This window comes from Actinoplanes utahensis (assembly GCF_016862455.1).
Classification (GTDB): Bacteria; Actinomycetota; Actinomycetes; order Mycobacteriales; family Micromonosporaceae; genus Actinoplanes; species Actinoplanes utahensis.
The window spans coordinates 16,529-39,549 of sequence record NZ_BOMZ01000097.1; the positions used below are offsets into that span (position 1 = coordinate 16,529).

Here is a 23,021-nt window from a genome sequence, read left to right on the forward strand (position 1 = left end):
GTGCGTGACCGAAGCGATGCCGGACCTCGGAAACGACGAGGTTCTGGAACCCGACGAGGCCGGGACGGACCTGGTGGTGGTGACCGGGCTCTCCGGCGGTGGGCGCAGCACGGTCGCTCGGGCGCTGGAGAACGTCGGCTTCTACGTGGTCGACAACCTGCCGCAGGCGCTGATGCTGGAGATGGCCGAGCTGGCGTTCGCGGCCGGCGGCGCCGCCCGGCGGACCGCCATGGTGCTGGACGTGCGCAGCCGCGCCTTCTCCACCGACCTGGCCGGCGCCGTGCGGGCGCTGAAGGAGCGCGGTTTCTCGCCGCGGGTGGTCTTCGTCGACGCCGACGACGAGGTGCTGATCCGGCGCTTCGAGTCGGTGCGGCGCTCGCACCCGCTGCAGGGCGACGGGCGGCTGGCCGACGGCATCGCCGCCGAGCGCAAGCTGCTCGAGGAGGCCCGCGAGCAGTCCGACGTCATCATCGACACCAGTCACCTGAACGTGAACCAGCTGCGCCGCCGGGTGGAGGAGCTGTTCGGCGGGGAGGACAGCCGCAAGCTGCGGATCACCGTCCTCTCCTTCGGCTTCAAGTACGGCCTGCCGCCGGACGCCGACTACGTGCTGGACGCCCGCTTCCTGCCCAACCCGTTCTGGGTTCCCGAGCTGCGCGAGCACACCGGCCTGGAGGAGGGCGTGAGCAGTTACGTCCTGGGCCAGGAGGGCGCCACCGACTTCGTGGCCACCTACGCCGGCCTCATCGCCGCCACCGCCCCCGGTTTCGAGCGGGAGGGCAAGCGCTACCTCACCGTCGCGATCGGCTGCACCGGCGGCAAGCACCGCAGCGTCGCCATCACCGAGGAGCTGGCCGCCCGGCTCAGCGACATGCGCCTGTCCGCCCACACCTCGCACCGCGATCTGGGGCGCGAGTGACGGCGATCCGGGTGGTCGCCTTCGGCGGCGGACATGGGCTGAGCGCCTCGCTGCGGGCCCTGCGGCACAGCGCACGGGACCTCGACCTGGAGATCACCGCCATCGTCACGGTGGGCGACGACGGCGGTTCCAGCGGCCGGCTGCGGGTCGAGCGGGACGCCCTGCTGCCTCCCGGCGACCTGCGCCAGGCCCTCGCCGCGCTGGCCGCCGACAACCCGGCGCACCGGCTCACCGCGACCCTGATGCAGCACCGGTTCGCCTCGATGGCGCCGGGGGCCGCCCCGGCCCCCGGCCGGGGGCCGCGCGTCGAGCGCCGCGCCGACCGCAGCAAGGACACCCTGGCCGGGCACGCGGTCGGCAACCTGGTGCTGCTCGGGCTGATCGAGATGCTCGGCGACCCGGTCGCGGCCCTGGACCACGCCGCCGCCATGGTCGGCGCGCAGGGCCGGGTGCTGCCGATGGCGCTGCACGCGGTCGGGATCGAGGCCGACGTGGTGGCGCCGGACGGTGCCCGGGTCACGGTCTCCGGGCAGCACTCGGTGGCGGTCGCCGACGGCCGGGTGGTGTCGCTGCGGCTGCGGCCGGAGCACCCGCCGGCCTGCCCGGAGGCGGTCGCCGCGGTCCGCGACGCCGACTGGCTGATCTTCGGCCCCGGCAGCTGGTACACGAGCGTCCTGCCGCACCTGCTGGTCCCGGACCTGGCCGCCGCGATCGTGGCCAGCCCGGCCCGGCGGCTGGTCACGCTGAACCTGAGCCCCGACCGGGAGACGTCCGGGCTGTCCACCGCCGACCACCTGGCCGCCCTGCACTGGTACCTGCCGAACCTCCGGGTCGACACGGTGGTCGCCGACGCCAAGTGGGTGGGCGAGCCGGAGCCGGTCCGGGCCGCCGCCGCGGAGCTGGGCGCCGACCTCGTTCTGGTACCCGTCGCCGTTGCCGACGGCAGCCCACGGCATGATCCTGAGTCATTGGGCGCCGCCCTGGTGCCAGTATTGGGCGCCACTCGTTGATTAGAGACGTAGTGCGGCACACCGAGGCTTGTTCATGACCCACCTCGGCCCCGGTGTCGCCGAAGGTAAGGACGACGGTCCCCACCGTCGTGAGTAAGGCTCAGTTGTTCAAGATCCGGCGCATGAGGTGACAACACGATGGCGATGACGGCAGCGGTCAAGGACGAGCTGAGCCGGGTCGACGTGCCCAAGCCCTGCTGTCGCCGGGCGGAGATGGCCGCTCTGCTGCGCTTCGCCGGTGGCCTGCACATCGTCTCCGGCCGGGTGGTCGTGGAGGCGGAGCTGGACACCGGCGCGGTGGCGCGGCGGCTGCGGCGGGAGATCGCCGACGTCTACGGGTACCCGAGCGAGGTTCACGTGCTGGCCTCCGGCGGCCTGCGCAAGGGCAGCCACTACATCGTCCGGATCGTCAAGGACGGCGAGGTCCTGGCCCGCCAGACCGGCCTGCTCGACGTGCGCGGCCGTCCGGTTCGGGGCCTGCCGCAGCACGTGGTCAGCGGCAACGTGTGCTGCTCGGTGGCGGCTTGGCGGGGCGCCTTCATGGCACACGGCTCGCTCACCGAGCCGGGCCGCTCCAGCGCGCTGGAGATCACCTGCCCGGGCCCGGAGGCGGCGCTGGCGCTGCGCGGCGCCGCGCGCCGGATCGGGATCACCGCCAAGGACCGTGAGGTCCGCGGCGTGGACCGGGTGGTCATCAAGGACGGCGACGCGATCGCCGCGCTGCTCACCCGGGTCGGCGCGCATTCCAGTGTGCTGGCCTGGGAGGAGCGGAGGGTGCGCCGTGAGGTGCGCGCCACCGCGAACCGGCTGGCCAACTTCGACGACGCCAACCTGCGGCGCTCGGCCCGCGCGGCGGTCGCGGCCGCGGCCCGGGTCACCCGGGCGCTGGAGATCCTCTCCGAGGAGGCGCCGAACCACCTGACCTCCGCCGGCCAGCTGCGGCTGGAGCACCGGCAGGCGTCGCTGGAGGAGCTGGGCGCCCTGGCGGACCCGCCGCTGACCAAGGACGCGATCGCCGGCCGGATCCGGCGGCTGCTGGCGCTCGCCGACAAGCGGGCCCGGGACCTCGGCATCCCGGACACCGAGGCGGCGGTCACCCCGGAGATGATGGTCTGCTGATCGGGTGATGCCGATCACCCCCGCGGGGGGACCTTCGGTCCTTATCGCCGAGGGGACCGGCGGGGAAGGCTGAAGGTGCTTCCGGTAACGCCGCCGTGATCCAGTTAGGTAACGTTCAGGTCGCGCCCCGGCGCTTCGTGGGCATACGGGCTCGGATAGGGTCACTGGTGACGGCGACGGTGCCGGCAGTCCGGTCGAGCCCCCCGTCTTCGCTTGTGGGCGCGGCAGCTGGACGCCTTGTGCCGGCCGTTCACCCGGTCGGCACGCAGACCCCTCCGCCGGTCGCAGATTCCGGCGGACCGTAAAGAGGAGACCACCTGTGACCATCCGGGTTGGCATCAACGGCTTCGGCCGTATCGGTCGTAACTTCTTCCGGGCGGTTCTCGCCTCCGGCGCCGACATCGAGATCGTCGGTGTGAACGACCTGACCGACAACGCCACGCTGGCTCACCTGCTGAAGTACGACAGCATCCTGGGCCGCCTCGGCCAGGAGGTCAAGGCGACCGCGTCGGACATCACGGTCGGCGGCAAGACGTTCCGCGCCTCGGCCGAGCGTGACCCGAGCAAGCTGGCCTGGGACGCCGTCGGCGCCGACATCGTCATCGAGTCGACCGGCTTCTTCACCGACGCGCAGAAGGCGAAGGCGCACGTCGACGCCGGCGCCAAGAAGGTCATCATCTCGGCTCCGGCCAAGAACGAGGACGTCACCATCGTGATGGGTGTGAACGACGGCACCTACGACGCCGCGGCGCACACGATCATCTCGAACGCGTCCTGCACCACCAACTGCCTCGCCCCGATGGCGAAGGTCCTGAACGACACGATCGGGATCGAGAAGGGTCTGATGACCACGATCCACGCGTACACCCAGGACCAGAACCTGCAGGACGGCCCGCACAGCGACCTCCGTCGCGCCCGCGCCGCCGCTCTGAACATCGTCCCCACCTCGACCGGCGCCGCCAAGGCCGTCAGCCTGGTGCTGCCGGAGCTCAAGGGCAAGCTGGACGGCTTCGCGCTGCGCGTGCCGATCCCGACCGGCTCCGCCACCGACCTGACCTTCACCGCCGCCCGTGACACCACGGTCGAGGAGGTCAACGCCGCGATCAAGGCCGCCGCCGAGGGCCCGCTCAAGGGCATCCTGGTCTACACCGAGGACGCGATCGTGTCGGCCGACATCGTCACCGACCCGGCCTCCTGCATCTTCGACGCCGGCCTGACCAAGGTCATCGGCGGCAACCAGGTCAAGGTCGTCGGCTGGTACGACAACGAGTGGGGCTACTCGAACCGCCTCGTCGACCTGGTCAAGCTCGTCGGAGCCTGATCTTGAAGACTCTCGACGACCTGCTCGCCGAGGGTGTCTCGGGTCGGCGCGTCTTCGTGCGCGCCGACCTGAACGTGCCCTTCGACAAGAGCAAACCGGGTGTCATCAGCGACGACGGCCGTGCCCGCGCGGTGTTGCCGACGCTGATCGCCCTGCGTGACGCGGGCGCCCGCGTGATCGTGGCGTCCCACCTCGGCCGCCCGAAGGGCGCGCCGGACCCCAAGTTCACCCTCGCGCCGGTCGCGACCCGTCTCGGTGAGCTGCTCGGCTCGTCGGTGGTCTTCGCTTCCGACACCGTCGGCGTCGACGCTCAGGCCAAGGCCGGGGCGCTCGCCGACGGTGAGGTGCTCCTGCTGGAGAACCTGCGTTTCAACGCCGGCGAGACGTCGAAGGACGACGCTGAGCGGGCCGCCTTCGCGGACCAGCTGGCAGCGTTCGCCGACTTCTACGTCGACGACGCCTTCGGCGCCGTGCACCGCAAGCACGCCTCGGTGTACGACGTCCCCGCCCGTCTCCCGCACTACGCCGGTGGTCTCGTCCTGAAAGAGGTCGAGGTCCTGCGCAAGGTGTCGGAGACGCCGGAGCAGCCCTACGTGGTCGTGCTCGGCGGCTCGAAGGTCTCCGACAAGCTCGCCGTCATCCAGGCGCTGCTGCCGAAGGTCGACAAGCTGCTGGTCGGCGGCGGCATGTGCTTCACCTTCCTCAAGGCCCAGGGCCACGAGGTCGGCAAGTCGCTGCTCGAGGACGAGATGGTCGCCGTCTGCGCGGACCTCCTCGCGCAGGCCGACGGCCGGATCGTGCTGCCCGTCGACGTCGTGGCCGCCACCGAGTTCTCGGCCGACGCCACGCACGACGTCGTCGCGGCGTCCGAGATCCCGGCCGACCGGCTCGGTCTGGACATCGGCCCGAAGTCCACGGAGCTGTTCGCGTCGGCGATCGCCGGAGCGAAGACGGTGTTCTGGAACGGCCCGATGGGCGTGTTCGAGCTGGCGCCGTTCGCCGCGGGCACCCGCGGCGTGGCCCAGGCGATCACCAAGATCGACGGCTTCTCGGTCGTCGGCGGCGGTGACTCCGCGGCCGCCGTGCGCACGCTCGGCCTGGACGAGTCCGCGTTCGGTCACATCTCCACCGGCGGGGGCGCGTCCCTGGAGTACCTCGAAGGCAAGACGCTGCCGGGCGTCGCCGCTCTGGAGAAGTGATGGGTGACGTGACCCGCAAGCCGATCATCGCCGGCAACTGGAAGAGCAACCTCAACCACTACGAGGCCAATCTCCTGGTGCAGAAGCTGGCCGCCAGCCTGACCCCCGAGCAGCTCGCCGCGGTCGAGACCGTGGTGCTGCCCCCGTTCACCGACCTGCGCACCGTGCAGACCGTGATCGAGGGCGACAAGCTGGCCATCGGGTACGGCGCGCAGGACATCTCGGCGCACAACGGTGGCGCGTACACCGGTGAGATCGCCGGGTCCTTCCTGGCGAAGCTGGGCGCCACCTACGTAGTGGTCGGGCACTCCGAGCGCCGTGAGTACCACAACGAGAGCGACGAGCTCATCAACGCGAAGAACAAGGCGGCCTTCGCGGCCGGCCTCGTGCCGATCTTCTGCGTGGGTGAGGGCCTGGACATCCGCGAGGCGGGCAACCAGGTGTCGCACGTGCTGGCGCAGGTCGACGCGGGCCTCGAGGGCCTGAAGACCGAGCAGCTCCAGCAGATCGTGATCGCGTACGAGCCGGTCTGGGCGATCGGCACCGGCAAGACCGCGACGCCGGAGGACGCCCAGGAGGTCTGCGGCGCGATCCGGGGCCGCCTCGCCGAGAAGTTCGGCGCCGAGGTGGCCGACGTGGTCCGCATCCAGTACGGCGGATCCGTCAAGTCCGGCAACATCGCGCAGATCATGGCGAAGCCCGACGTGGACGGCGCCCTGGTCGGCGGCGCGAGCCTGGACGCCGAGGAGTTCGCCTCCATCGTGCGTTTCCCGGAGCACGTCGCACGCTAGAAGCAGAATCGCGCGTGCCCGGCCGTATCATGCGGCCGGGCACCCGCTATTGTGGGACCGCTGCTGTGCCCTTCGAGAGGAATGACCCGACGATGCCGATCGCGTTCGCTTACACGTTGATCGTGTTGCTGATCATCACGAGCATCCTGCTGACGCTGCTGATCCTGCTGCACCGGGGCAAGGGCGGCGGCATGTCGAGCATGTTCGGCGGCGGCGTTACCTCCAGCCTCGCCGGATCCTCGGTCGCGGAGAAGAACCTGGACCGATACACGGTGCTGGTGGGAATCATCTGGTTCGCCTGCATCGTCGGGTTGGGCTTCTGGCTGAAGGTCCAGATCGCCTGACAGCGCGCCGTAGTCGTACAATCTGCCGCGCGGCCGGTTCTTCCGGCCGCGCGGTTTTTCGTCTCCGCTGTCCGGTTCAGCCCTCCCCGCGGTGGCGGACAGCCTTCGAGGCCCCTCGAGACAGGAGTGACGTCCGTGTCCAGTGGCAGCGCTATCCGCGGTAGCCGCGTCGGGTCCAGCCCGATGCGTCCCGACGAGCGCACCGAACCCGCGCCGCGCAGGCAGGTCACCTATTACTGTGCGGCCGGGCACGACAGCATCATCTGGTTCGCGGCCGAGGCCGCCAACCCCGACACCTGGGACTGCCCGCGGTGCGGGCAGCCGGCCGGGCTCGACCGGGCCAACCCGCCGGGAAAGGCGCGTACCGAGCCGTACAAATCGCATCTCGCGTATGTGAAGGAACGCCGCAGCGACGAGGACGCCGCAGCGATCCTCGCCGAGGCCCTCGCCAAGGTCCGCCGCCGCCGCGGCGAATGACGACCGGCGTACGGAGTTCGGGCGCGCACATGACGGCCGGACTCCGCACGCCGGTGACGGCTGGTGTCGCGGCCGCGCTCCGCACGTCGGGGGCGGCCCGCACCGCACAGGTCAGAGAGGGCTGGTGTCGCGGCCGACGAAACGCGCGCCGGCGTCCGCCACCTCCAGGTCGTGGAAGCCGAGCCGGCGGTAGAAGGCGTACGCGCCGTGGTTCTCCGCCGCCATCCCGAGGTGCACCCGCAGGACCCCGGCGGCGCGCAGACCGTCCAGGAAAGCCCTCATGAGCCCCTTGCCCTGGCCCTTGCCCTGCCAGTCCGGCAGCAGGTCGATGTGCAGATGTGCCGGGTAGTCCGCGAACTCCGGGCGGATCATCCGCTCCGGGTTGCGGTGCAGGGCGGCCAGTTCCTCGTCGTCCACGAACCGGTCGATGGTCGCCGGCAGCCACGTCGACCGGTACCAGTCCACGAAGGCCGGGGTGTCGGCAGTGCCCAGGATGTAGCCGACCGCTCGGCCGGTGCCGTCGTCGAGGACGTGCGCGTGCTCCGGCTCCCGGGTCACGTAGGGGGCCGCCCACACGTCGCCGAGCAGGCGGTCCGAGCTGTGCCTGCCGCGTGCGTCACCACCGGACGCGGCGGTGCGCACACAGATGTCGTAGATCGCGTCGAGGTCGCCGGGCCGGTAAGCACGGATGATCGGCTGCATCCCGGAAGTTTATGATCGTGACCCGCATCACATCGACCCCGCCAACCTTCCCGGGGGCCGCGCGTCTACTCCTGCGACAGCGCAAGCAAGGCGATGACAAGCAGGAGAGTCCCGATGCGTATCTCGTCCCGTGGCCTGGCCATCACGTTCGGCGCGGCAGCAGTCCTGGCGGTCGGCGGCCTGTCGGCGGCGGCGTTCGCCGACGACGCCGCCCCGGCCCCGAAACCCGCCCCCACGACGGCCGCCCCGGCGCCCGCGGAGCCCGCCGCGTCCCCGACGGCCGCGCACCCGGCGCCCGCGAAGCCCGGCGCCACCCCGTCGGCCTCGCACCCGGCCACGGCGGCGCCCGCGAAGCCCGGCGCCACCCCGGCAGCCTCGCACCCGGCCACGGTCAGGCCCGCGAAGCCCACCGTCAGCCCGGCACCCGGGAAGCCGGCCGCCACCCCCGGGTCCGGGAAGCCAGCCGCCACCGCAGCGCCCGGGAAGCCGGCTGTCAGCCCGGGATCGGGCAAGCCCGCCGCCACCCCGGCGCCCGCGAAACCGGCCCCCACGCCGTCGCGGTCGCTCTGACCCGGAAGGTACCGTTCGTTTCCGCCGATCGACCTCCGAGGCCGCGCCTGTGATCTCCGTTCTGCCGTTCCCCGCACTGCTGGCCTGGCTGCGTGGGCTCTCCGCCGGGGTGTGGACCCCGGGCCGTGACGCGCCGGACACGCCGCCCGCGATCAACGAGCTCTACCACGCACGGCGGCTCAGCCTGGTCCGGCTGGCGGTGCTGATGGTCGACGACCTGCCCACCGCGGAGGACATCGTGCAGGACGTGTTCACCGCCCTCTACCGCAAGCACGGGCCGGAGCTGCGGGGCGTGACGGATCCGCACGCGTACCTGATCACCGGCGTGACCAACGCGGCACGGTCCGCGCTGCGCCGCCGCCGGACCGCCCGCGCCTATGTTCCACCGCCACCGGGCGCGGTGCCGGCGGCGGAGGACGAGGCGCTGCTCGGGGCGAGCGACCGGGAGATGCTGCGGGCGCTGCACGGCCTGACCGCCCGGCAGCGGCAGGTGCTGGTGCTGCGCTACTGGTCGGAGCTCTCCGAGGGGGAGATCGCCGACACGCTGCGGGTCTCCCGCGGCACGGTCAAGTCGACGGCGCACCGGGCGCTGGCGATCCTGCGGGACAGATTGGGGGAGCGGTGACCGATCAGGTCGAGGCACGGCTGAGAACCGCCCTGGCGGCCCGGGCCGCGCAGATCACGCCTGACCGGCTGCGGTTCGGAACGCCGCCGACGCTGGCCACGGCACCCGCCCGATCACCGTGGCGGCGGTGGCTGCCGCTGCCGGTCGGGGTGGGGATCGCGGCGGGGGTGCTGGCGTTCACCCTGCTACCCGGTTCCCCGCCGCCGGACCCGCCGGCCCCGCCCGCCGGGCCGGCGGTGGTCACGCCGTCGCCATCGTCCGTCTCGCCCACACCGACGGCCTCCGGGACGCCGTCGCCGTCCGGCTCCCGGTCACCGGCGGTGTCCCGTTCGGCGTCACCGGCGACGTCCGCGCCGGGCAAGCCGGCCGTCTCGACGGGCTCCCCCCCGGACACCGCGGCCCCTGAGGCGACCCCAGCCGGCTGAAGCAGCCCGCCGCAGGTCACCACGCCGCCGCGCCGCAGGTTGGGTGGTGTTCTGCGGCGCGCAGCGCGCCACACGTCACCACAATGCCGTGGCGCGGATTGTCGTAGCGTGCCGCGGGCCGCCACCTTCCTCGTACTGCGGATGGTGTGGTGTTCTGCGGTGCGTGGTGCGCCACAGGTCGCCACCTTGCCGTGGCGCGGGTTGTCGTAGCGTGCCGCGGGCCGCCACGTTCGTCGTGCTGCGGGTGGTGTGGTGCTCTGCGGTGCGTGGCGTGCCGCAGGTCGCCACGCGGCCGCGCTGCGGGTTGTGTGTGGTCTCTTGCGGCCCGTAGCGCGCCGCACGTCGCCACGCAGCCGCGTTACAGCCCGTGTGGTGACCTGTGGCTCGATTCGAGCCACAGGTCACCACACGGGTTCGCGGGGGTTATGGCTGAGCGGGCACGTTCGCGGCGGCTGCCTTGTCCAGGAGCCAGAGCGTCCTGTGTACGCCCGTCGCGTTCGCCGCCGGCAGATGGCCGCCGGACAGCACGGTGCCGATCGGGGCGGCCTTGTCCGGCCCGGCCGCGATCAGCCACACCTCGTCGGCGCTCTGGATGGTCGGCAGGGTGAGCGTCACCCGGACGGGCGGCGGTTTCGGGCTGTCGAAGGTGGCGGCCGTCGTGCCGGTCTCCTGCAGCACCGGGTGGTCCGGGAAGAGTGACGCCACGTGCCCGTCCTCGCCGACGCCGAGCATCAGCACGTCGAAGCGGGGCAGCGGGCCGGCGCCGGGACCTGCTGCGGCGGCGAGTTCGCCGGCGTACCGGCCGGCGGCGGCGATCGCGTCCCCACCGTCCGGGCCGTCGGAGGCCGGCATGGCGTGCACCCGGGCGGGGTCCAGCGGCAGTTCGTCGAGCAGCGCCTCGCGGGCCTGGGTCTCGTTGCGGTCCGGGTCGCCGGATGGAAGGTACCGTTCGTCGCCCCACCACAGGTCCACCCGGGACCAGTCGATCGCGGCGGAGGCGGGTAGTTCCCGTACCGAGCGCAGCACCTTCGCCGCGACCCGGCCGCCGGTCAGCACCACGCTCGCCGAGCCGTGCGCCGCCTGAGCGTCGATGATCTTGATGACGAGCCGAGCCGCCACCGTGGACGCCAGGATGTCGGCGTCCGGAACCACCACGACCACGGTCTCACTCAATGGGGTTGTCTCCCTTATGAAGCGGCCGCCCACCGCGGTGCGGCGGGCGGCCTCGATCTTGAAACTTGCGGTGTGTGCGGTTCGGCCGCGGTGTGCGCCCGAACCACTCACATGGATATCTAGGCGGGCGAGCCGGCGATCGCGGCGAGCGCCGGATCCTTCCAGACGTGCACCCGCTGCGGGCTGCGGTGGTCCAGGCCGGACAGGCCGGCCATGGCGCCGAGCGCCTCCGCGTAGATCTGGTCGGGGTCGAGACGGCGCAGCTCCTCGGCCAGCTCGTCACCGACCGGCCGCTTCGGCAGCGGCATGTAGCGGTCCTCCTGGCCGGTCCGGCTGAACAGCGCCGTGCCCTCCTCGCGGGTGACCCGGACGCAGTCGCCGTTCTCGCACTGCAGCTCCACCGCGTGCATGCGCGGAGCCCGGTCGGTGTGCTCCAGCACCGGTTCGATACCGAGCCGGGACTTCAGCCAGCCGAGCATCAGCCAGGCGGTGGGGTCCCGGTCCGGCGCCACGATCCGGGCGCCGATGACGCGCGCCTCGGTGCTGTCGAACGCGCCGGCGACCAGGGTCCGCCACAGCGTGATCCGGGTCCAGGTGAGGTCGGTGTCGCCGGGCGCGTAGTCGACGGCCCGCTGCTTGAGAGCGGCGACCGGGTCGGGCGACTGTGCGCTGTCGGTGATCCGCCGTTCCGAGACGACGCCCAGGAAGTCGTTGGCGATCATGTTCGGCGGCTCCTCGTGCCACCAGGTGACCACCGGCACGTCCGGGGCGAGCAGCGGCATCACGACCGACTCGGCGTGCAGGGCGAGACGGCCGTACATCCGCATGACGACCGCCTCGGCCGGGCCGAGACGCCCGCCTACGACGATCTCGGCGTCCAGCCGGCTGCGGCCCTCCAGGTCGGAGCGGACCACGATGAGCAGGCGGCACGGGTGCGCGGCGGCGGCGATGGTGGCCGCGGCCTCGGCCTCCCGGACCTTCTTCTCCTCGACCACGGCGATCAGGGTCAGCGCCAGGCCGGAGGCCACGCCGCCGGCGCTGCGGCGCTCCGCGGCCAAGGCCTTGACGACCTCGTTGCCGGTGGTGTCCCACAGACCGATCATGCCCGCCTCCAGGTACGGCCTTCACGCGCCAGCATCTCGTCGGAGGCCCGTGGCCCCCACTCGCCGGCCCGGTACGGTTCCGGCTTGGTGTCCGCCCAGGCGGCTTCCAGGGGGTCGATGACCCGCCAGGACTGTTCGATCTCGGCGGCGTCCGGGAAGAGGGTCCGGTCACCGATCAGCACGTCCAGGACGAGACGCTCGTACGCCTCCGGGCTGGACTCGGTGAACGCCTCGCCGTACTGGAAGTCCATCGCGATGTCGCGGACCTCCATCGAGGTGCCCGGCACCTTGGAGCCGAACTTCAGGACCACGCCCTCGTCCGGCTGCACGCGGATGACCAGCTGGTTGTGGCCCAGCATCTCCACGTCGGCCGGGTCGAACGGCAGGTGCGGCGCCCGCTTGAAGAGGATCGCGATCTCGGTGACCCGGCGCGGCATCCGCTTGCCGACCCGCACGTAGAACGGGACGCCGGCCCAGCGCCGGTTCTGGATGCCGAGGCGGACGGCCGCGTACGTCTCGGTGGTGGAGCCGGCCGGGATGTTCGGCTCCTCCAGATAGCCGACGGCACGCTCACCGGCGACCCAGCCGGGAAGGTACTGCCCGCGGACGGAGCCGGTGGAGATGTCCGGCGGCAGACTGATGGCCCGGAGGACCTTCAGCTTCTCCGCGCGTACCTCCTGGGGGTCGAAGCTCGTCGGCTCCTCCATGCCCACCAGGGCGAGCAGCTGCAGCAGGTGGTTCTGCAGCACGTCGCGGGCGGCGCCGGAGGCGTCGTAGAACGCCGCCCGGGTGCCGATGCCGACGTCCTCGGCCATGGTGATCTGCACACTGTCGACGTACTTCGAGTTCCACACCGGCTCGAACAGGCTGTTCGCGAAGCGCAGCGCCAGGATGTTCTGGACCGTCTCCTTGCCGAGGTAGTGGTCGATCCGGAAGACGTCCTGCGGGTTGAAGACGTTGTCGACCAGCTCGTTGAGCTGCACGGCGCTCTGGTAGTCGTGGCCGAACGGCTTCTCCACGACGACCCGCCGCCAGCCGCCGGTCTTGGCGTTGTCGGCCAGGCCGGTCCGGTTCAGCTGGTTGAGCACCAGCGGGAACGCGGCAGGCGGGATGGAGAAGTAGAAGGCGGTGTTGCCGGTGATGCCGTTACGGACGCGGAGGTCGTCGAGGGTCTCGGCGAGCTTGTCGAAGTCCTCGTCGTCGTCGAACGATCCGGGAACGAAGTGGAACTGGCTGGTCAGGCGCTGCCAGACATCCTCGCGCCACGGGGTCCGGGCGCCCTTCTTGGCGGCCGCGTAGGCCAGCGACTCGAAACTGCCGTCACCCCAGTCGGCGCGGGCGAAGCCCACCACCACGAAACCCGGGGGCAGCAGACCGCGGTTGGCCAGGTCGTACACGGCCGGGATGAGCTTCTTTCGGGACAGGTCACCGGTGACCCCGAAGATCACCAGAGCGCAGGGCTCCGGGATCCGTGGTAGCCGTCGGTCCTGTGCGGTGCGCAGCGGATTACCCACGTTGCCATCCTGCCAGTTTTTTGAAGACGGAGCGGCCTGTCGCGAGGTCTCCCGCGACAGGCCGCTGATGCTGCTCGTCAGGCAGCGTCGCTGGGGTTCTTCGCGCCGGAGGAGGCGGCCTTGAGGGACTTGGCGACGCCCTCCAGGAGCTCCTTCCAGCTGGCCTCGAACTTCTCGACGCCCTCGTCCTCCAGGACCGTGAAGACGTCGGCGAGGTCGACGCCGACGGCCTCGAGGTCGCTGAAGACCTTGTGGGCGTCCGCGTAGGCGCCGGTGATGGTGTCACCGCGGGTGGTGCCGTGGTCCTCGTACGCGAAGATGACCGACTCCGGCATGGTGTTGACCGTGCCCGGCGCGATCAGCTCCTCGACGTAGATGGTGTCGAGGAAGTCGGGGTTCTTCGTGCCGGTGGACGCCCAGAGCGGACGCTGCGGGTGGGCGCCGGCGGACTCCAGGGCCTTCCAGCGGTCGGTGCCGAAGACCTCGGTGTACGCCTCGTACGCCAGCCGGGCGTTGGCGATGGCCGCCTTGCCCTTGAGCGCCTTGGCCTCGTCCGAGCCGGTCTTGTCGAGGCGCTTGTCGATCTCGGTGTCCACGCGGGACACGAAGAACGACGCGACCGAGCCGATCTTGGAGAGGTCGTGGCCGTTCGCCTTCGCCTGCTCCAGGCCGGCCAGGAACGCGTCCATGACCGCCCGGTAACGCTCGACCGAGAAGATCAGCGTGACGTTGACGCTGATGCCCTCGGCCAGCACCCGGGTGATGGCGGGCAGGCCGGCCAGCGTCGCCGGGATCTTGATGTAGAGGTTGGGCCGGTCGACCAGCCACCACAGCGTCTTCGCCTCGGCGACGGTGGACTCCGTCTCGTGCGCCTTGCGCGGGTCCACCTCGATCGAGATCCGGCCGTCGACGCCGTTGGACGCGTCGTACGCCGGGCGGAACACGTCGGCCGCCCAGCGGACGTCCTTGGCGGTCATCAGGCGGATCGCCTCTTCGACCGTCACACCCTGCGCGGCCAGGTCACGCAGCTGCTCGTCGTACGCGTCGGCGTCGGACAGCGCCTTCTGGAAGATGCTCGGGTTCGTGGTCACGCCGACCACGTGCTGCTCGGTGCGCAGCTTGTCCAGCGAGCCGCTGGTCAGCCGGACCCGGGAGAGGTCGTCGAGCCACACCGCGACACCCTGGGCGGACAGTTCGGCCAGTCTGTCGGTCATTTCCCTCAACTCCTGAATGAAGGTCGAATCGAATAGAAGTCAGTTGCCGGTCTTGTGACCGGTGATCTCGCCGACCCTGGCAAGGGAGGCATGGGCCTTCGCGACGACGTTGTCAGCGGTGAAGCCGAACTGCTCGAACAGGACCTTCGCCGGCGCGCTGGCGCCGTAGTGCTCGATGCTGACGGCCTCGCCGGCGTCGCCGAGGAGACGGTCCCAGCTCATCCGGATGCCGGCCTCGACGGTGACGCGGGCCTTCACCCCGTTCGGGAGGACCTGCTGCTGGTAGGCGGTGTCCTGCTGGAAGAACCACTCCTGGCAGGGCATCGACACGACCCGGGTCGGGGTGCCCTCGGCCTCCAGGCGCTCCTGCGCGGTCAGCGCGATCGACACCTCGGAGCCGCTGGCGATCAGGATCACGTGGGGCTGGCCGCTGGACGCCTCGGAGAGGATGTAGCCGCCCTTGAGGGTGCCCTCCGCCGACGCGTACTTGCTGCGGTCGACGGTCGGCAGGTTCTGCCGGGACAGCGCCAGCGCGGTCGGCCGGTCGGTGTGCTCCAGGGCGCCACGCCACGCGTACGCGGTCTCGTTGGCGTCGGCCGGGCGGACCACGTCGAGGCCGACGATGGCGCGCAGCGCGGTCAGCGTCTCGATCGGCTGGTGCGTCGGGCCGTCCTCGCCGAGACCGATCGAGTCGTGCGTCCACACGAAGACGACAGGCAGCTTCATCAGCGCGGAGAGGCGAACCGAGCCGCGCATGTAGTCGGAGAAGACCAGGAAGGTGCCACCGTACGGCCGGGTGCCGCCGTGCACCGCGATGCCGTTGAGGATCGAGCCCATGCCGTGCTCACGGATGCCGAAGTGCAGCGTGCGGCCGTACTCGTGGCCGGGGAACTCCTTGGTCGCGTACTCCGTGGGGATGAAGGACGGCTCGCCCTTCATGGTGGTGTTGTTGCTCTCCGCCAGGTCGGCGGAGCCACCCCACAGCTCGGGGAGCACCGGCGCGAGCGCCTCCAGGATCTTGCCGGACGCGGCGCGGGTGGCCAGGCCCTTCTCATCCGCGGGGAACTCCGGCAGCGCGGAGTGCCAGCCCTCCGGCAGGGTCCGGGTGGAGAGCCGGTCGAACAGCGCCTTGCGCTCGGCGTTGGCGGAGGCCCAGGCGTCGAACTTCTGCTGCCACTCCGCGTGCGCGGCCTTGCCCCGCTCGACGACCTGCTGCGCGTGCTTGACGACCTCGTCGTCGATCGCGAAGGGCTCGTCGGCGAAGCCCAGGATCTCCTTGGTGGCGGTGATCTCGGCGGCGCCCAGGGCGGAGCCGTGGATCTTGCCGGTGTTCTGCTTCTTCGGCGCCGGGTAACCGATGATCGTCTTGAGGACGATGAACGACGGCTTGTCGGTCACCGACTTGGCGGTCTGGATCGCGTCCCAGAGCGCCTCGACGTCCTCGTTGTACTCACCCTCGCCCCGCCAGTTGACGGTCTGGACGTGCCAGCCGTACGCCTCGTAGCGGGCGCCGACGTCCTCGTTCTTGGCGATCCGGGTGTCGTCCTCGATGGAGATCTCGTTGTCGTCGTAGATCACCACGAGGTTGCCGAGCTTCTGCACCGACGCGATGGCGCTCGACTCGTGGCTGACGCCCTCCTCGATGTCGCCGTCGGAGGCGATCGAGTAGACGTAGTGGTCGAACAGGGACTCACCGGCCGGGGCGTCCGGGTCGAGCAGGCCGCGCTCCCGGCGGGCCGCCATGGCCATGCCGATCGCGTTGCCGATGCCCTGGCCGAGCGGCCCGGTGGTGATCTCGACGCCGGGGGTGTGCCCGTACTCCGGGTGGCCCGGGGTCAGCGAGTCCCACTGGCGCAGGGACTTGAGGTCGTCGAGGGACAGGCTGTATCCGTTGAGGTACAGCTGCACGTAGAGGGTGAGGCTGGAGTGACCGCAGGACAGCACGAACCGGTCGCGCCCCGCCCACTCCGGGTCCGTGGGGTCGTGCCGCAGCACTTTGTTGAACAGCAGGTAGGCCGCGGGCGCGAGGCTCATGGCGGTGCCGGGGTGGCCGTTGCCGGCCTTCTCCACGGCGTCCGCGGCCAGCACCCGGGCGGTGTCCACCGCCTTGCGGTCGAGGTCGGACCAGTTGAGAGCGGGGTTAGTGGCAGCCACGTCGGTTGTGCTCCTCGGGCAAAATTATGGAACCCTTTTCGGCTTGACCCTATCCAGTAGGGCTAAACGTCCGCGCAGCGAACGCCCCAGGCACATACGCTGTGAGCGGACACGCCAGTTCAACGGATGTGACCGTCTGCACCCGTACCGGGTGCCCCCAGCAGCGGAGACGACGGCGCGTAGGCTGTCCGGGCGAGCCGCCGGGTCGTACCCGGTTCACGGCCGCGAAATAAAGCCGATGCCGGAAGGTGGCTGTCCGTGAGCATGATCACCGAGCGTCCCGTCCAAAGGCGGACGCCCGGCGTGGCAGAGCGCCCTGCGGGCGCCGAGGCCCGGCGGAGCTGGCTCGCGCTCTTCCGGGCGTACCTCGCCCTCACCAAACCGCAGATCGTCGAACTGCTGCTGGTCACGACCGTGCCCACGATGATGCTCGCGGCGAAGGGCTGGCCGGATCCGGTCACCTTCGCTGCGGTGCTGGTCGGAGGCGGTCTGGCGGGTGGCGCGGCGAGCGCGCTCAACTGCTACATCGACCGTGACATCGATCAGGTGATGCGGCGTACGAAGCGGCGCCCGCTCCCGGCGAACGTGATCACCCCGAAGGCCGTGCTCATCTTCGGCCTGACCCTGGCTGTGATCTCGGTCGCGCTGATGGCGGTTCTCACCAATTGGTTGGCCACCGCGCTGACCGCCTTCTCGATCTTCTACTACGACGTCGTCTACACGCTCTGGTTGAAGCGGCGCACCCCGGCGAACACGTTCTGGGGTGGCGTGTGCGGCGCGGCGCCGGTGGTCATCGGATGGGCCGCGGTGACCGGGACGATCCCGGCGATGGCGTGGGCCCTGTTCGGCATCGTCTTCTTCTGGCAGATGCCGCATTTCTACGCACTTGCCGTGAAGTACAAGGACGACTACGCCCGGGCCGGCATTCCGATGCTGCCGGTGGTGCGCTCGATGCAGCGGGTGAACTTCGAGATCCTCGTCTACACCGTTCTCACGGTGGTGGTCTCGCTGGTCGCCTGGCCGCTGGGGCACGGACTGGGCCCGATCTACGGGGTGACGGCGATCGTGATGGGCGGTGTCTTCCTGGCCGAGGCGATCCGGCTGGTCCGGCAGACCCGGGCCGGCGTGACGGTCAAGCCGATGCGACTGTTCCATCTGTCCATCACGTACCTCACGGTGGTCTTCATGGCCGTCGCGGTCGACGCTCTGATCTGACCCGGCCGTCGCACAGGATGCCCGGATTGCCCACTAGTGCTAGTTACTGTCCGTCACTCGAAGGGCGGATTGGCGGGCGCGTCGCAATTCGGGCGTAATCGGTCTAAAACAATGGCCCGAATCTTGAAACCTGCAGGTAACACGAGTCACAAAAATCGATCGGAGTGCACACGGCGCGCCGGTTGACTGCTTAGGCTGCGGACCATGGCAGAAGGTTCCGTAACGACGCTGACCTCAGAGATCAAGTCTTTCGCCGCCGGTCACGGCGGCGCCAAGGCGGTGATCGAGTACGTCGGCAAGCGCGGCGCCCGCATCGTCCTCGTCGGAGGCGACGGCGAGTGGTCCGACCAGTTCGCCCCGGACACCGGTGTCGCGCGTGAGGCGTGCGACCACGCGGGCGTCCAGGTGGAGAACGAGTGGGAGCGCGAGCTCCTGGAGCAGATGCGGCCCAGCAACGACCTGTGGCGTTCGATGTCGCGGCGGAGCATGGCCCGCTGATGGGCCGTGACGCCCGGATCGCCCTGGTCACCTCGGCGGACCTCCCCGATCTGTGGGACGACGACCACCCCCTGCGCGACGCGCTGCGCGAGCGCGGGGTGACCGTCGAGGCGGTCCGCTGGGACGATCCGGCGGCCGACTGGTCCGGCTACGACCTCGCGGTGATCCGGTCCCCATGGGACTACGTGGCCCGCCGTGAGGAGTTCGTCGCCTGGGCCCGCACCGTCCCGCGCCTGGCCAACCCGGCCGCGATCGTCGCCTGGAACACCGACAAGCGGTACCTGCGCGACCTCGCCGCGGCCGGCATCCCGATCATCCCGACCGAGTTCATCGGCCCGGGGGAGAGCTGGACCCCGCCGTCCCAGGGCGAGTGGGTGGTCAAGCCGACGATCAGCGCCGGCAGCCAGGACACCTCCCGGTACCGGCTCCCCGGCGACGCCACGCTCGCCACGGCACATGTGGAGCGGCTCACCGGCGCCGGGCGGACCGCGATGATCCAGCCGTACCTGTCCGCGGTGGACACCGCCGGCGAGACCGCGGTGCTGTGCACCCCGGACGCCTCCGGCGAGCTGACGTTCAGCCACGGCATCCGGAAGGCGCCGATGCTGACCGGGCCGGCCGGCGCGCCGATCGACGCGAGCTCGGAGCGCATCACCCCGCGTGACCCCTCGCCGGCGGAGATCGAAGCGGCGGCGCGGGTCCTCGCGGTCATCCCGGGCGGGGCCAAGCAGCTGCTGTACGCGCGGGTCGACCTGATCCCCGGCCCGGACGGCACGCCGACGCTCATCGAGCTGGAGCTCACCGAGCCGTGCCTGTTCCTGCGGACCGCACCCGGTTCCGCCGACCGCCTGGCCGACGCGATCCTGGCCCGCCTCTGACCCGGCGGCGGCCCTTGCCCGCCTCCGGCGCGGCGGCGTTCATCGCCGTCTCCGGCACCACGAAAGGCCGCCTCCGGCGGCCTTTCGTATGCGGGGACCGACCGGTCTTCCCTGGTGCTGCCGCGGCCCATCGCGTCGAGTGGTTCCGCAGTTCTGCGTGGACAGCTGCGGTCCGTTTCGTGCCGCAGCTGTCCACGCAGTGGTGGGGGCGGTTGTGTGGTGGGTTGCGGTCCGTTTCGTGCCGTAACTGTCTACGCAGTGGTAGGGCTGGTTCTGTGGTGGGTTGCGGTCCGATGCGAGCCGCAGCTGTCCACGCAGCCCTGCCCGTCCCGGTCGGGGTGACCGGGACGGGCATGCATGATCGGCACCGGGGGACGGCCGGGAGGGAACGCCTGCCGCAGCCGCCGCGAGTCACGGGACCTTCGTGGCGCGTACCGGAGAAGGGTCTGGGAAGAGCAACCGCGGACCGTCAGCCGGGGGTTATGCCGGGATCGGTTCGCTGACCCGGGCCGGGGTGGCGGGGGTCAGGGCCGGGCGGGAGCGCAGCGACCACAGCACCGCCAGGGTCGAGGTCCAGACCAGCGCGGAGCCCAGCATGTGCGCGGCGACCAGTGCCACCGGCAGGTGGGTGAAGTACTGCACGAAGCCGATCAGCCCCTGCCCCATCTCGACCCCGAACAGCACGGCGGCGGCCCGGACGGCGGCGGCCGGGGCGTTCACGGCGCGCAGCGCGAACCACAGCGCCACGGTCAGGCCGATCAGCAGGAACACCAGGTCGGCGTGCACCTGGGAGATCTGCACCGGGTCCAGGCCGTTGCGCTTGGCCCCCTGGTCGCCGGAGTGCGGGCCGCTGCCGGTCACCACCACGCCGGCGGCGATCACCGCGAAGCCGGCGGCGACGGTCACCCAGGCCAGCTGCCGCAGCGGGGCGGGGACCAGCGGGACCGGGTCGCCGTCGCCCTCGTCCACCCGGCGCCACAGCGCGTACGCCCCGGCGACCAGCGCGATCGACAGGATGAAGTGCAGGCCGACCACCCACGGGTTGAGGTTCGTGAGCACCGTGATGCCGCCGATGACACCCTGGCCGGGGATGCCGATCGCGACCGCGACCGCGAGCTTGACCAGGGAGCGGCGCCGGCGGGCCAGCGCGCCGAGGACGCAGGCGATCGCGATCGCGACGAGCACGAAGGTGAGCAGCCGGTTGCCGAACTCGATGACGCCGTTGATGCCCATCTCGGGCGTGGTCGTGTACGACTCGTCGGTGCACCGGGGCCAGGTCGGGCAGCCGAGCCCGGATTTGGTGAGGCGGACCGCGGCGCCGGTGACGATGATGCCGATGTTGGCGATCAACGAGGCGAGCGCCAGGCCGCGCAGCGAGGAGCCCAGCCGGCGGAGCGGGCGGGAATCCAGGACGGCGAGCGCCCGGTCGCGCGGGGAGGGCCGGGATCCGGGGAATCCGGACGCCGGGCGCACCTTGGAGGACTTCACCCCGCGCATCGTACGCGCGCGCCCGAGCGTGATTTCCCCAGCTCCGGTAGCCGGTGGGGTGGATCACCGGGGTGCGGTTTGCAGGGGTCGAAGGAAATACGTAACGTTGGCGTAGTGAAAAACGAGGTGTTGATCCAGATCGGCGTGGCGGCTCCGGCCGGCGCGGCCGACGGTCGCACCCGTGACCGGGTCGCCCAACTGCTGCTGAAGCGTGGCGCGACCACCGCGGCCGAGCTCGGGGCCGCGCTAGGCTTGAGCTCCGCCGCCATCCGCAAACACCTCGACGCGATGCTCGCCGAGAACCTCGTGGAGACCCGCGAGGTCCGCCGGGACAAGCCGCGCGGCCGGGGCCGGCCCGCCAAGGCCTTCGTGCTCACCGCCGCCGCCCACGAGGATCTGAATCCTCATCACTACGACGGCATCGCCACCGCCGCGCTGCGCTGGATCGCGCAGCAGCACGGTCCGGAGGCCGTCTCCGCCTTCGCGTCCGCTCAGGTCGAGGCGCTCGAGGAGCGCTGCACGGCGGCGCTGCGCGAGGCCGGCTCCGATCCGATCGTCCGTGCCGAGGCTCTCGCCGAGGTCCTGACCGCCGAGGGTTACGCTGCCAGCGCCTCGACGATCGCGTCCGGCGGGCAGCTGTGCCAGCATCACTGCCCGGTGGCTCACGTGGCTGCCGAGTTCCCTCAGCTGTGCGACGCCGAGACCGAAGTCATCTCGCGGCTCATCGGCACCCACGTGCAGCGCCTCGCCACCATCGCGCACGGCGACGGGGTGTGCACCACGCACATCCCATCCGCGCCGGGCGCACCACCGCAATCACGGTTAGGACAGATACATGACTGACCAGATCGTCACTCAGGAAGAGCACCTCGCCGCTCTTGGTCGGTACGAGTACGGCTGGGCCGACACCGACACCGCGGGCGCGACCGCTCAGCGTGGCCTGTCCGAGGCCGTGGTGCGTAACATCTCCGGGCTCAAGAGCGAGCCGCAGTGGATGCTGGACCTGCGACTGAAGGGCCTGCGGCTGTTCGACCGCAAGCCGATGCCGCACTGGGGCGCCGACCTCACCGGGATCGACTTCCAGAACATCAAGTACTTCGTGCGCTCCACCGAGAAGCAGGCCGCTTCCTGGGAGGACCTGCCCGAGGACATCAAGGCGACGTACGACAAGCTCGGCATCCCGGAGGCGGAGAAGCAGCGTCTCGTCGCCGGTGTCGCCGCGCAGTACGAGTCGGAGGTCGTCTACCACGCGATCCGTGAGGACCTGGAGCAGCAGGGCGTCCTGTTCCTGGACACCGACACCGCGCTGAAGGAGCACGAGGAGCTCTTCAAGGAGTACTTCGGCACCGTCATCCCGGTCGGCGACAACAAGTTCGCCGCGCTGAACACCAGCGTCTGGTCCGGTGGCTCGTTCATCTACGTGCCGAAGGGCGTGCACGTGGACATCCCGCTGCAGGCCTACTTCCGGATCAACACGGAGAACATGGGCCAGTTCGAGCGGACCCTGATCATCGCCGACGAGGACTCGTACGTGCACTACGTCGAGGGTTGCACGGCGCCGATCTACTCGTCGGACTCGCTGCACTCCGCGGTCGTCGAGATCGTCGTGAAGAAGAACGCCCGGGTGCGGTACACGACCATCCAGAACTGGTCGAACAACGTCTACAACCTGGTCACCAAGCGCGCCACCTGCGAAGAGGGCGCGACCATGGAGTGGGTCGACGGCAACATCGGTTCCAAGGTGACGATGAAGTACCCCGCGGTCTACATGACCGGCCCGCACGCCAAGGGCGAGGTGCTCTCGATCGCGATGGCCGGGGCGGGCCAGCACCAGGACTCCGGCGCCAAGATGGTGCACGCCGCGCCGCACACCTCCTCGACGATCGTCTCCAAGTCGATCGCCCGGGGCGGCGGCCGCACGTCGTACCGGGGTCTCGTCCAGGTCCTGGAGGGCTCGTCCAGCTCGAAGAGCACGGTCAAGTGCGACGCGCTGCTGGTCGACACGATCTCCCGGTCGGACACGTACCCGTACGTCGACATCCGCGAGGACGACGTCAACATGGGTCACGAGGCGACCGTCTCCAAGGTCAGCGAGGACCAGCTCTTCTACCTGATGAGCCGGGGCCTGACCGAGGACGAGGCGATGGCGATGATCGTGCGCGGCTTCATCGAGCCGATCGCCAAGGAGCTCCCGATGGAGTACGCGCTCGAGCTGAACCGCCTGATCGAGCTGCAGATGGAAGGGGCCGTGGGTTAACCGACCCGCCCGGCCATCAGAAGAA

General features: G+C 70.7%; 23 protein-coding genes. 15 read left to right on the top strand and 8 right to left on the bottom strand.

Annotated elements, in window-relative coordinates:
- The first annotated feature begins 16 nt into the window (after positions 1-16).
- From rapZ to Aut01nite_RS35255, 8 genes are all read left to right on the top strand, one after another.
- Positions 17-919 (top strand): RNase adapter RapZ, encoded by a 903-nt coding sequence (gene rapZ / locus Aut01nite_RS35220; protein ID WP_043521769.1) that lies wholly within the window; start codon positions 17-19, stop codon positions 917-919.
- A complete protein-coding gene (locus tag Aut01nite_RS35225; RefSeq protein ID WP_043521514.1) occupies positions 916-1,929 on the top strand; it encodes a gluconeogenesis factor YvcK family protein in 1,014 nt (337 codons plus the stop codon). The genes rapZ and Aut01nite_RS35225 overlap by 4 nt, the downstream gene beginning before the upstream one ends.
- Before the next feature lie 138 nt (positions 1,930-2,067).
- Positions 2,068-3,048, top strand: a complete 981-nt coding sequence (whiA, locus tag Aut01nite_RS35230) for a DNA-binding protein WhiA (protein WP_043521515.1) — start codon at positions 2,068-2,070, stop codon at positions 3,046-3,048.
- 319 nt (positions 3,049-3,367) lie between these two features.
- Complete coding sequence (gene gap / locus Aut01nite_RS35235; RefSeq protein ID WP_043521516.1) at positions 3,368-4,369, top strand: type I glyceraldehyde-3-phosphate dehydrogenase; 1,002 nt, start codon at positions 3,368-3,370, stop codon at positions 4,367-4,369.
- Positions 4,366-5,568: a phosphoglycerate kinase gene (locus Aut01nite_RS35240; RefSeq protein WP_043521770.1), complete on the top strand. Its 1,203-nt coding sequence runs from the start codon at positions 4,366-4,368 to the stop codon at positions 5,566-5,568. Before gap ends, Aut01nite_RS35240 begins: the two co-directional genes overlap by 4 nt.
- The gene (tpiA, locus tag Aut01nite_RS35245; RefSeq protein WP_043521517.1) at positions 5,568-6,359 is read left to right on the top strand and encodes a triose-phosphate isomerase; all 792 of its coding nucleotides are present in this window, start codon (positions 5,568-5,570) and stop codon (positions 6,357-6,359) included. Before Aut01nite_RS35240 ends, tpiA begins: the two co-directional genes overlap by 1 nt.
- 92 nt (positions 6,360-6,451) lie before the next feature.
- Positions 6,452-6,703 carry a preprotein translocase subunit SecG gene (gene secG / locus Aut01nite_RS35250; protein WP_043521518.1) on the top strand — a complete coding sequence of 84 codons (252 nt, stop codon included), beginning with the start codon at positions 6,452-6,454 and terminating at the stop codon, positions 6,701-6,703.
- Positions 6,704-6,838: 135 nt separating this feature from the next.
- Positions 6,839-7,180 (top strand): RNA polymerase-binding protein RbpA, encoded by a 342-nt coding sequence (locus tag Aut01nite_RS35255; RefSeq protein WP_043521772.1) that lies wholly within the window; start codon positions 6,839-6,841, stop codon positions 7,178-7,180.
- A gap of 111 nt (positions 7,181-7,291) precedes the next feature.
- Here Aut01nite_RS35255 and Aut01nite_RS35260 read toward each other — a convergent pair whose 3' ends face one another.
- A complete protein-coding gene (locus Aut01nite_RS35260; RefSeq protein WP_043521519.1) occupies positions 7,292-7,882 on the bottom strand; it encodes a GNAT family N-acetyltransferase in 591 nt (196 codons plus the stop codon).
- Positions 7,883-7,996: 114 nt separating this feature from the next.
- Here Aut01nite_RS35260 and Aut01nite_RS35265 point away from each other — a divergent pair, with 114 nt between their 5' ends.
- Both Aut01nite_RS35265 and Aut01nite_RS35270 read left to right on the top strand, forming a co-directional pair.
- Positions 7,997-8,452, top strand: coding sequence for a hypothetical protein (locus Aut01nite_RS35265; protein WP_152628434.1), 456 nt, complete (start codon positions 7,997-7,999; stop codon positions 8,450-8,452).
- 49 nt (positions 8,453-8,501) lie between these two features.
- Positions 8,502-9,077 carry an RNA polymerase sigma factor gene (locus Aut01nite_RS35270; protein ID WP_043521520.1) on the top strand — a complete coding sequence of 192 codons (576 nt, stop codon included), beginning with the start codon at positions 8,502-8,504 and terminating at the stop codon, positions 9,075-9,077.
- 4 nt (positions 9,078-9,081) lie between these two features.
- Here Aut01nite_RS35270 and Aut01nite_RS35275 read toward each other — a convergent pair whose 3' ends face one another.
- The 6 genes from Aut01nite_RS35275 to tkt all read right to left on the bottom strand — a co-directional run bounded on the left by Aut01nite_RS35275 (position 9,082) and on the right by tkt (position 16,660).
- The gene (locus tag Aut01nite_RS35275; protein ID WP_152628435.1) at positions 9,082-9,471 is read right to left on the bottom strand and encodes a hypothetical protein; all 390 of its coding nucleotides are present in this window, start codon (positions 9,469-9,471) and stop codon (positions 9,082-9,084) included.
- A 454-nt stretch (positions 9,472-9,925) separates the two neighbouring features.
- Complete coding sequence (gene pgl / locus Aut01nite_RS35280; protein ID WP_043521522.1) at positions 9,926-10,675, bottom strand: 6-phosphogluconolactonase; 750 nt, start codon at positions 10,673-10,675, stop codon at positions 9,926-9,928.
- 119 nt (positions 10,676-10,794) lie between these two features.
- Entirely contained in the window at positions 10,795-11,778 is a 984-nt protein-coding gene (locus Aut01nite_RS35285) for a glucose-6-phosphate dehydrogenase assembly protein OpcA (protein ID WP_043521523.1), read from the bottom strand.
- Positions 11,775-13,292 (bottom strand): glucose-6-phosphate dehydrogenase, encoded by a 1,518-nt coding sequence (gene zwf, locus Aut01nite_RS35290; protein WP_043521524.1) that lies wholly within the window; start codon positions 13,290-13,292, stop codon positions 11,775-11,777. Before zwf ends, Aut01nite_RS35285 begins: the two co-directional genes overlap by 4 nt.
- A gap of 77 nt (positions 13,293-13,369) precedes the next feature.
- Positions 13,370-14,506, bottom strand: coding sequence for a transaldolase (tal, locus tag Aut01nite_RS35295; protein ID WP_043521525.1), 1,137 nt, complete (start codon positions 14,504-14,506; stop codon positions 13,370-13,372).
- 39 nt (positions 14,507-14,545) lie between these two features.
- A complete protein-coding gene (gene tkt, locus Aut01nite_RS35300; protein WP_043521526.1) occupies positions 14,546-16,660 on the bottom strand; it encodes a transketolase in 2,115 nt (704 codons plus the stop codon).
- 264 nt (positions 16,661-16,924) lie between these two features.
- On the opposite strand from tkt, the gene Aut01nite_RS35305 reads away from it, so the two are divergent.
- The 3 genes from Aut01nite_RS35305 (at position 16,925) to Aut01nite_RS35315 (ending at position 19,251) form a co-directional block, all read left to right on the top strand.
- Entirely contained in the window at positions 16,925-17,875 is a 951-nt protein-coding gene (locus Aut01nite_RS35305) for a heme o synthase (RefSeq protein ID WP_083998422.1), read from the top strand.
- A 204-nt stretch (positions 17,876-18,079) separates the two neighbouring features.
- Positions 18,080-18,373, top strand: coding sequence for a hypothetical protein (locus Aut01nite_RS35310; protein WP_043521528.1), 294 nt, complete (start codon positions 18,080-18,082; stop codon positions 18,371-18,373).
- Complete coding sequence (locus Aut01nite_RS35315) at positions 18,373-19,251, top strand: ATP-grasp domain-containing protein (RefSeq protein WP_043521775.1); 879 nt, start codon at positions 18,373-18,375, stop codon at positions 19,249-19,251. Before Aut01nite_RS35310 ends, Aut01nite_RS35315 begins: the two co-directional genes overlap by 1 nt.
- 480 nt (positions 19,252-19,731) lie before the next feature.
- On the opposite strand, the gene Aut01nite_RS35320 is transcribed toward Aut01nite_RS35315, so the two are convergent.
- Positions 19,732-20,661, bottom strand: a complete 930-nt coding sequence (locus tag Aut01nite_RS35320; RefSeq protein ID WP_043521776.1) for a COX15/CtaA family protein — start codon at positions 20,659-20,661, stop codon at positions 19,732-19,734.
- A gap of 192 nt (positions 20,662-20,853) precedes the next feature.
- Between Aut01nite_RS35320 and Aut01nite_RS35325 the strand changes: the two genes are divergently transcribed.
- The gene (locus tag Aut01nite_RS35325) at positions 20,854-21,582 is read left to right on the top strand and encodes a helix-turn-helix transcriptional regulator (RefSeq protein ID WP_052163062.1); all 729 of its coding nucleotides are present in this window, start codon (positions 20,854-20,856) and stop codon (positions 21,580-21,582) included.
- Positions 21,575-22,996: a Fe-S cluster assembly protein SufB gene (sufB, locus tag Aut01nite_RS35330; RefSeq protein WP_043521529.1), complete on the top strand. Its 1,422-nt coding sequence runs from the start codon at positions 21,575-21,577 to the stop codon at positions 22,994-22,996. The genes Aut01nite_RS35325 and sufB overlap by 8 nt, the downstream gene beginning before the upstream one ends.
- The last annotated feature ends 25 nt before the right edge of the window (positions 22,997-23,021 follow it).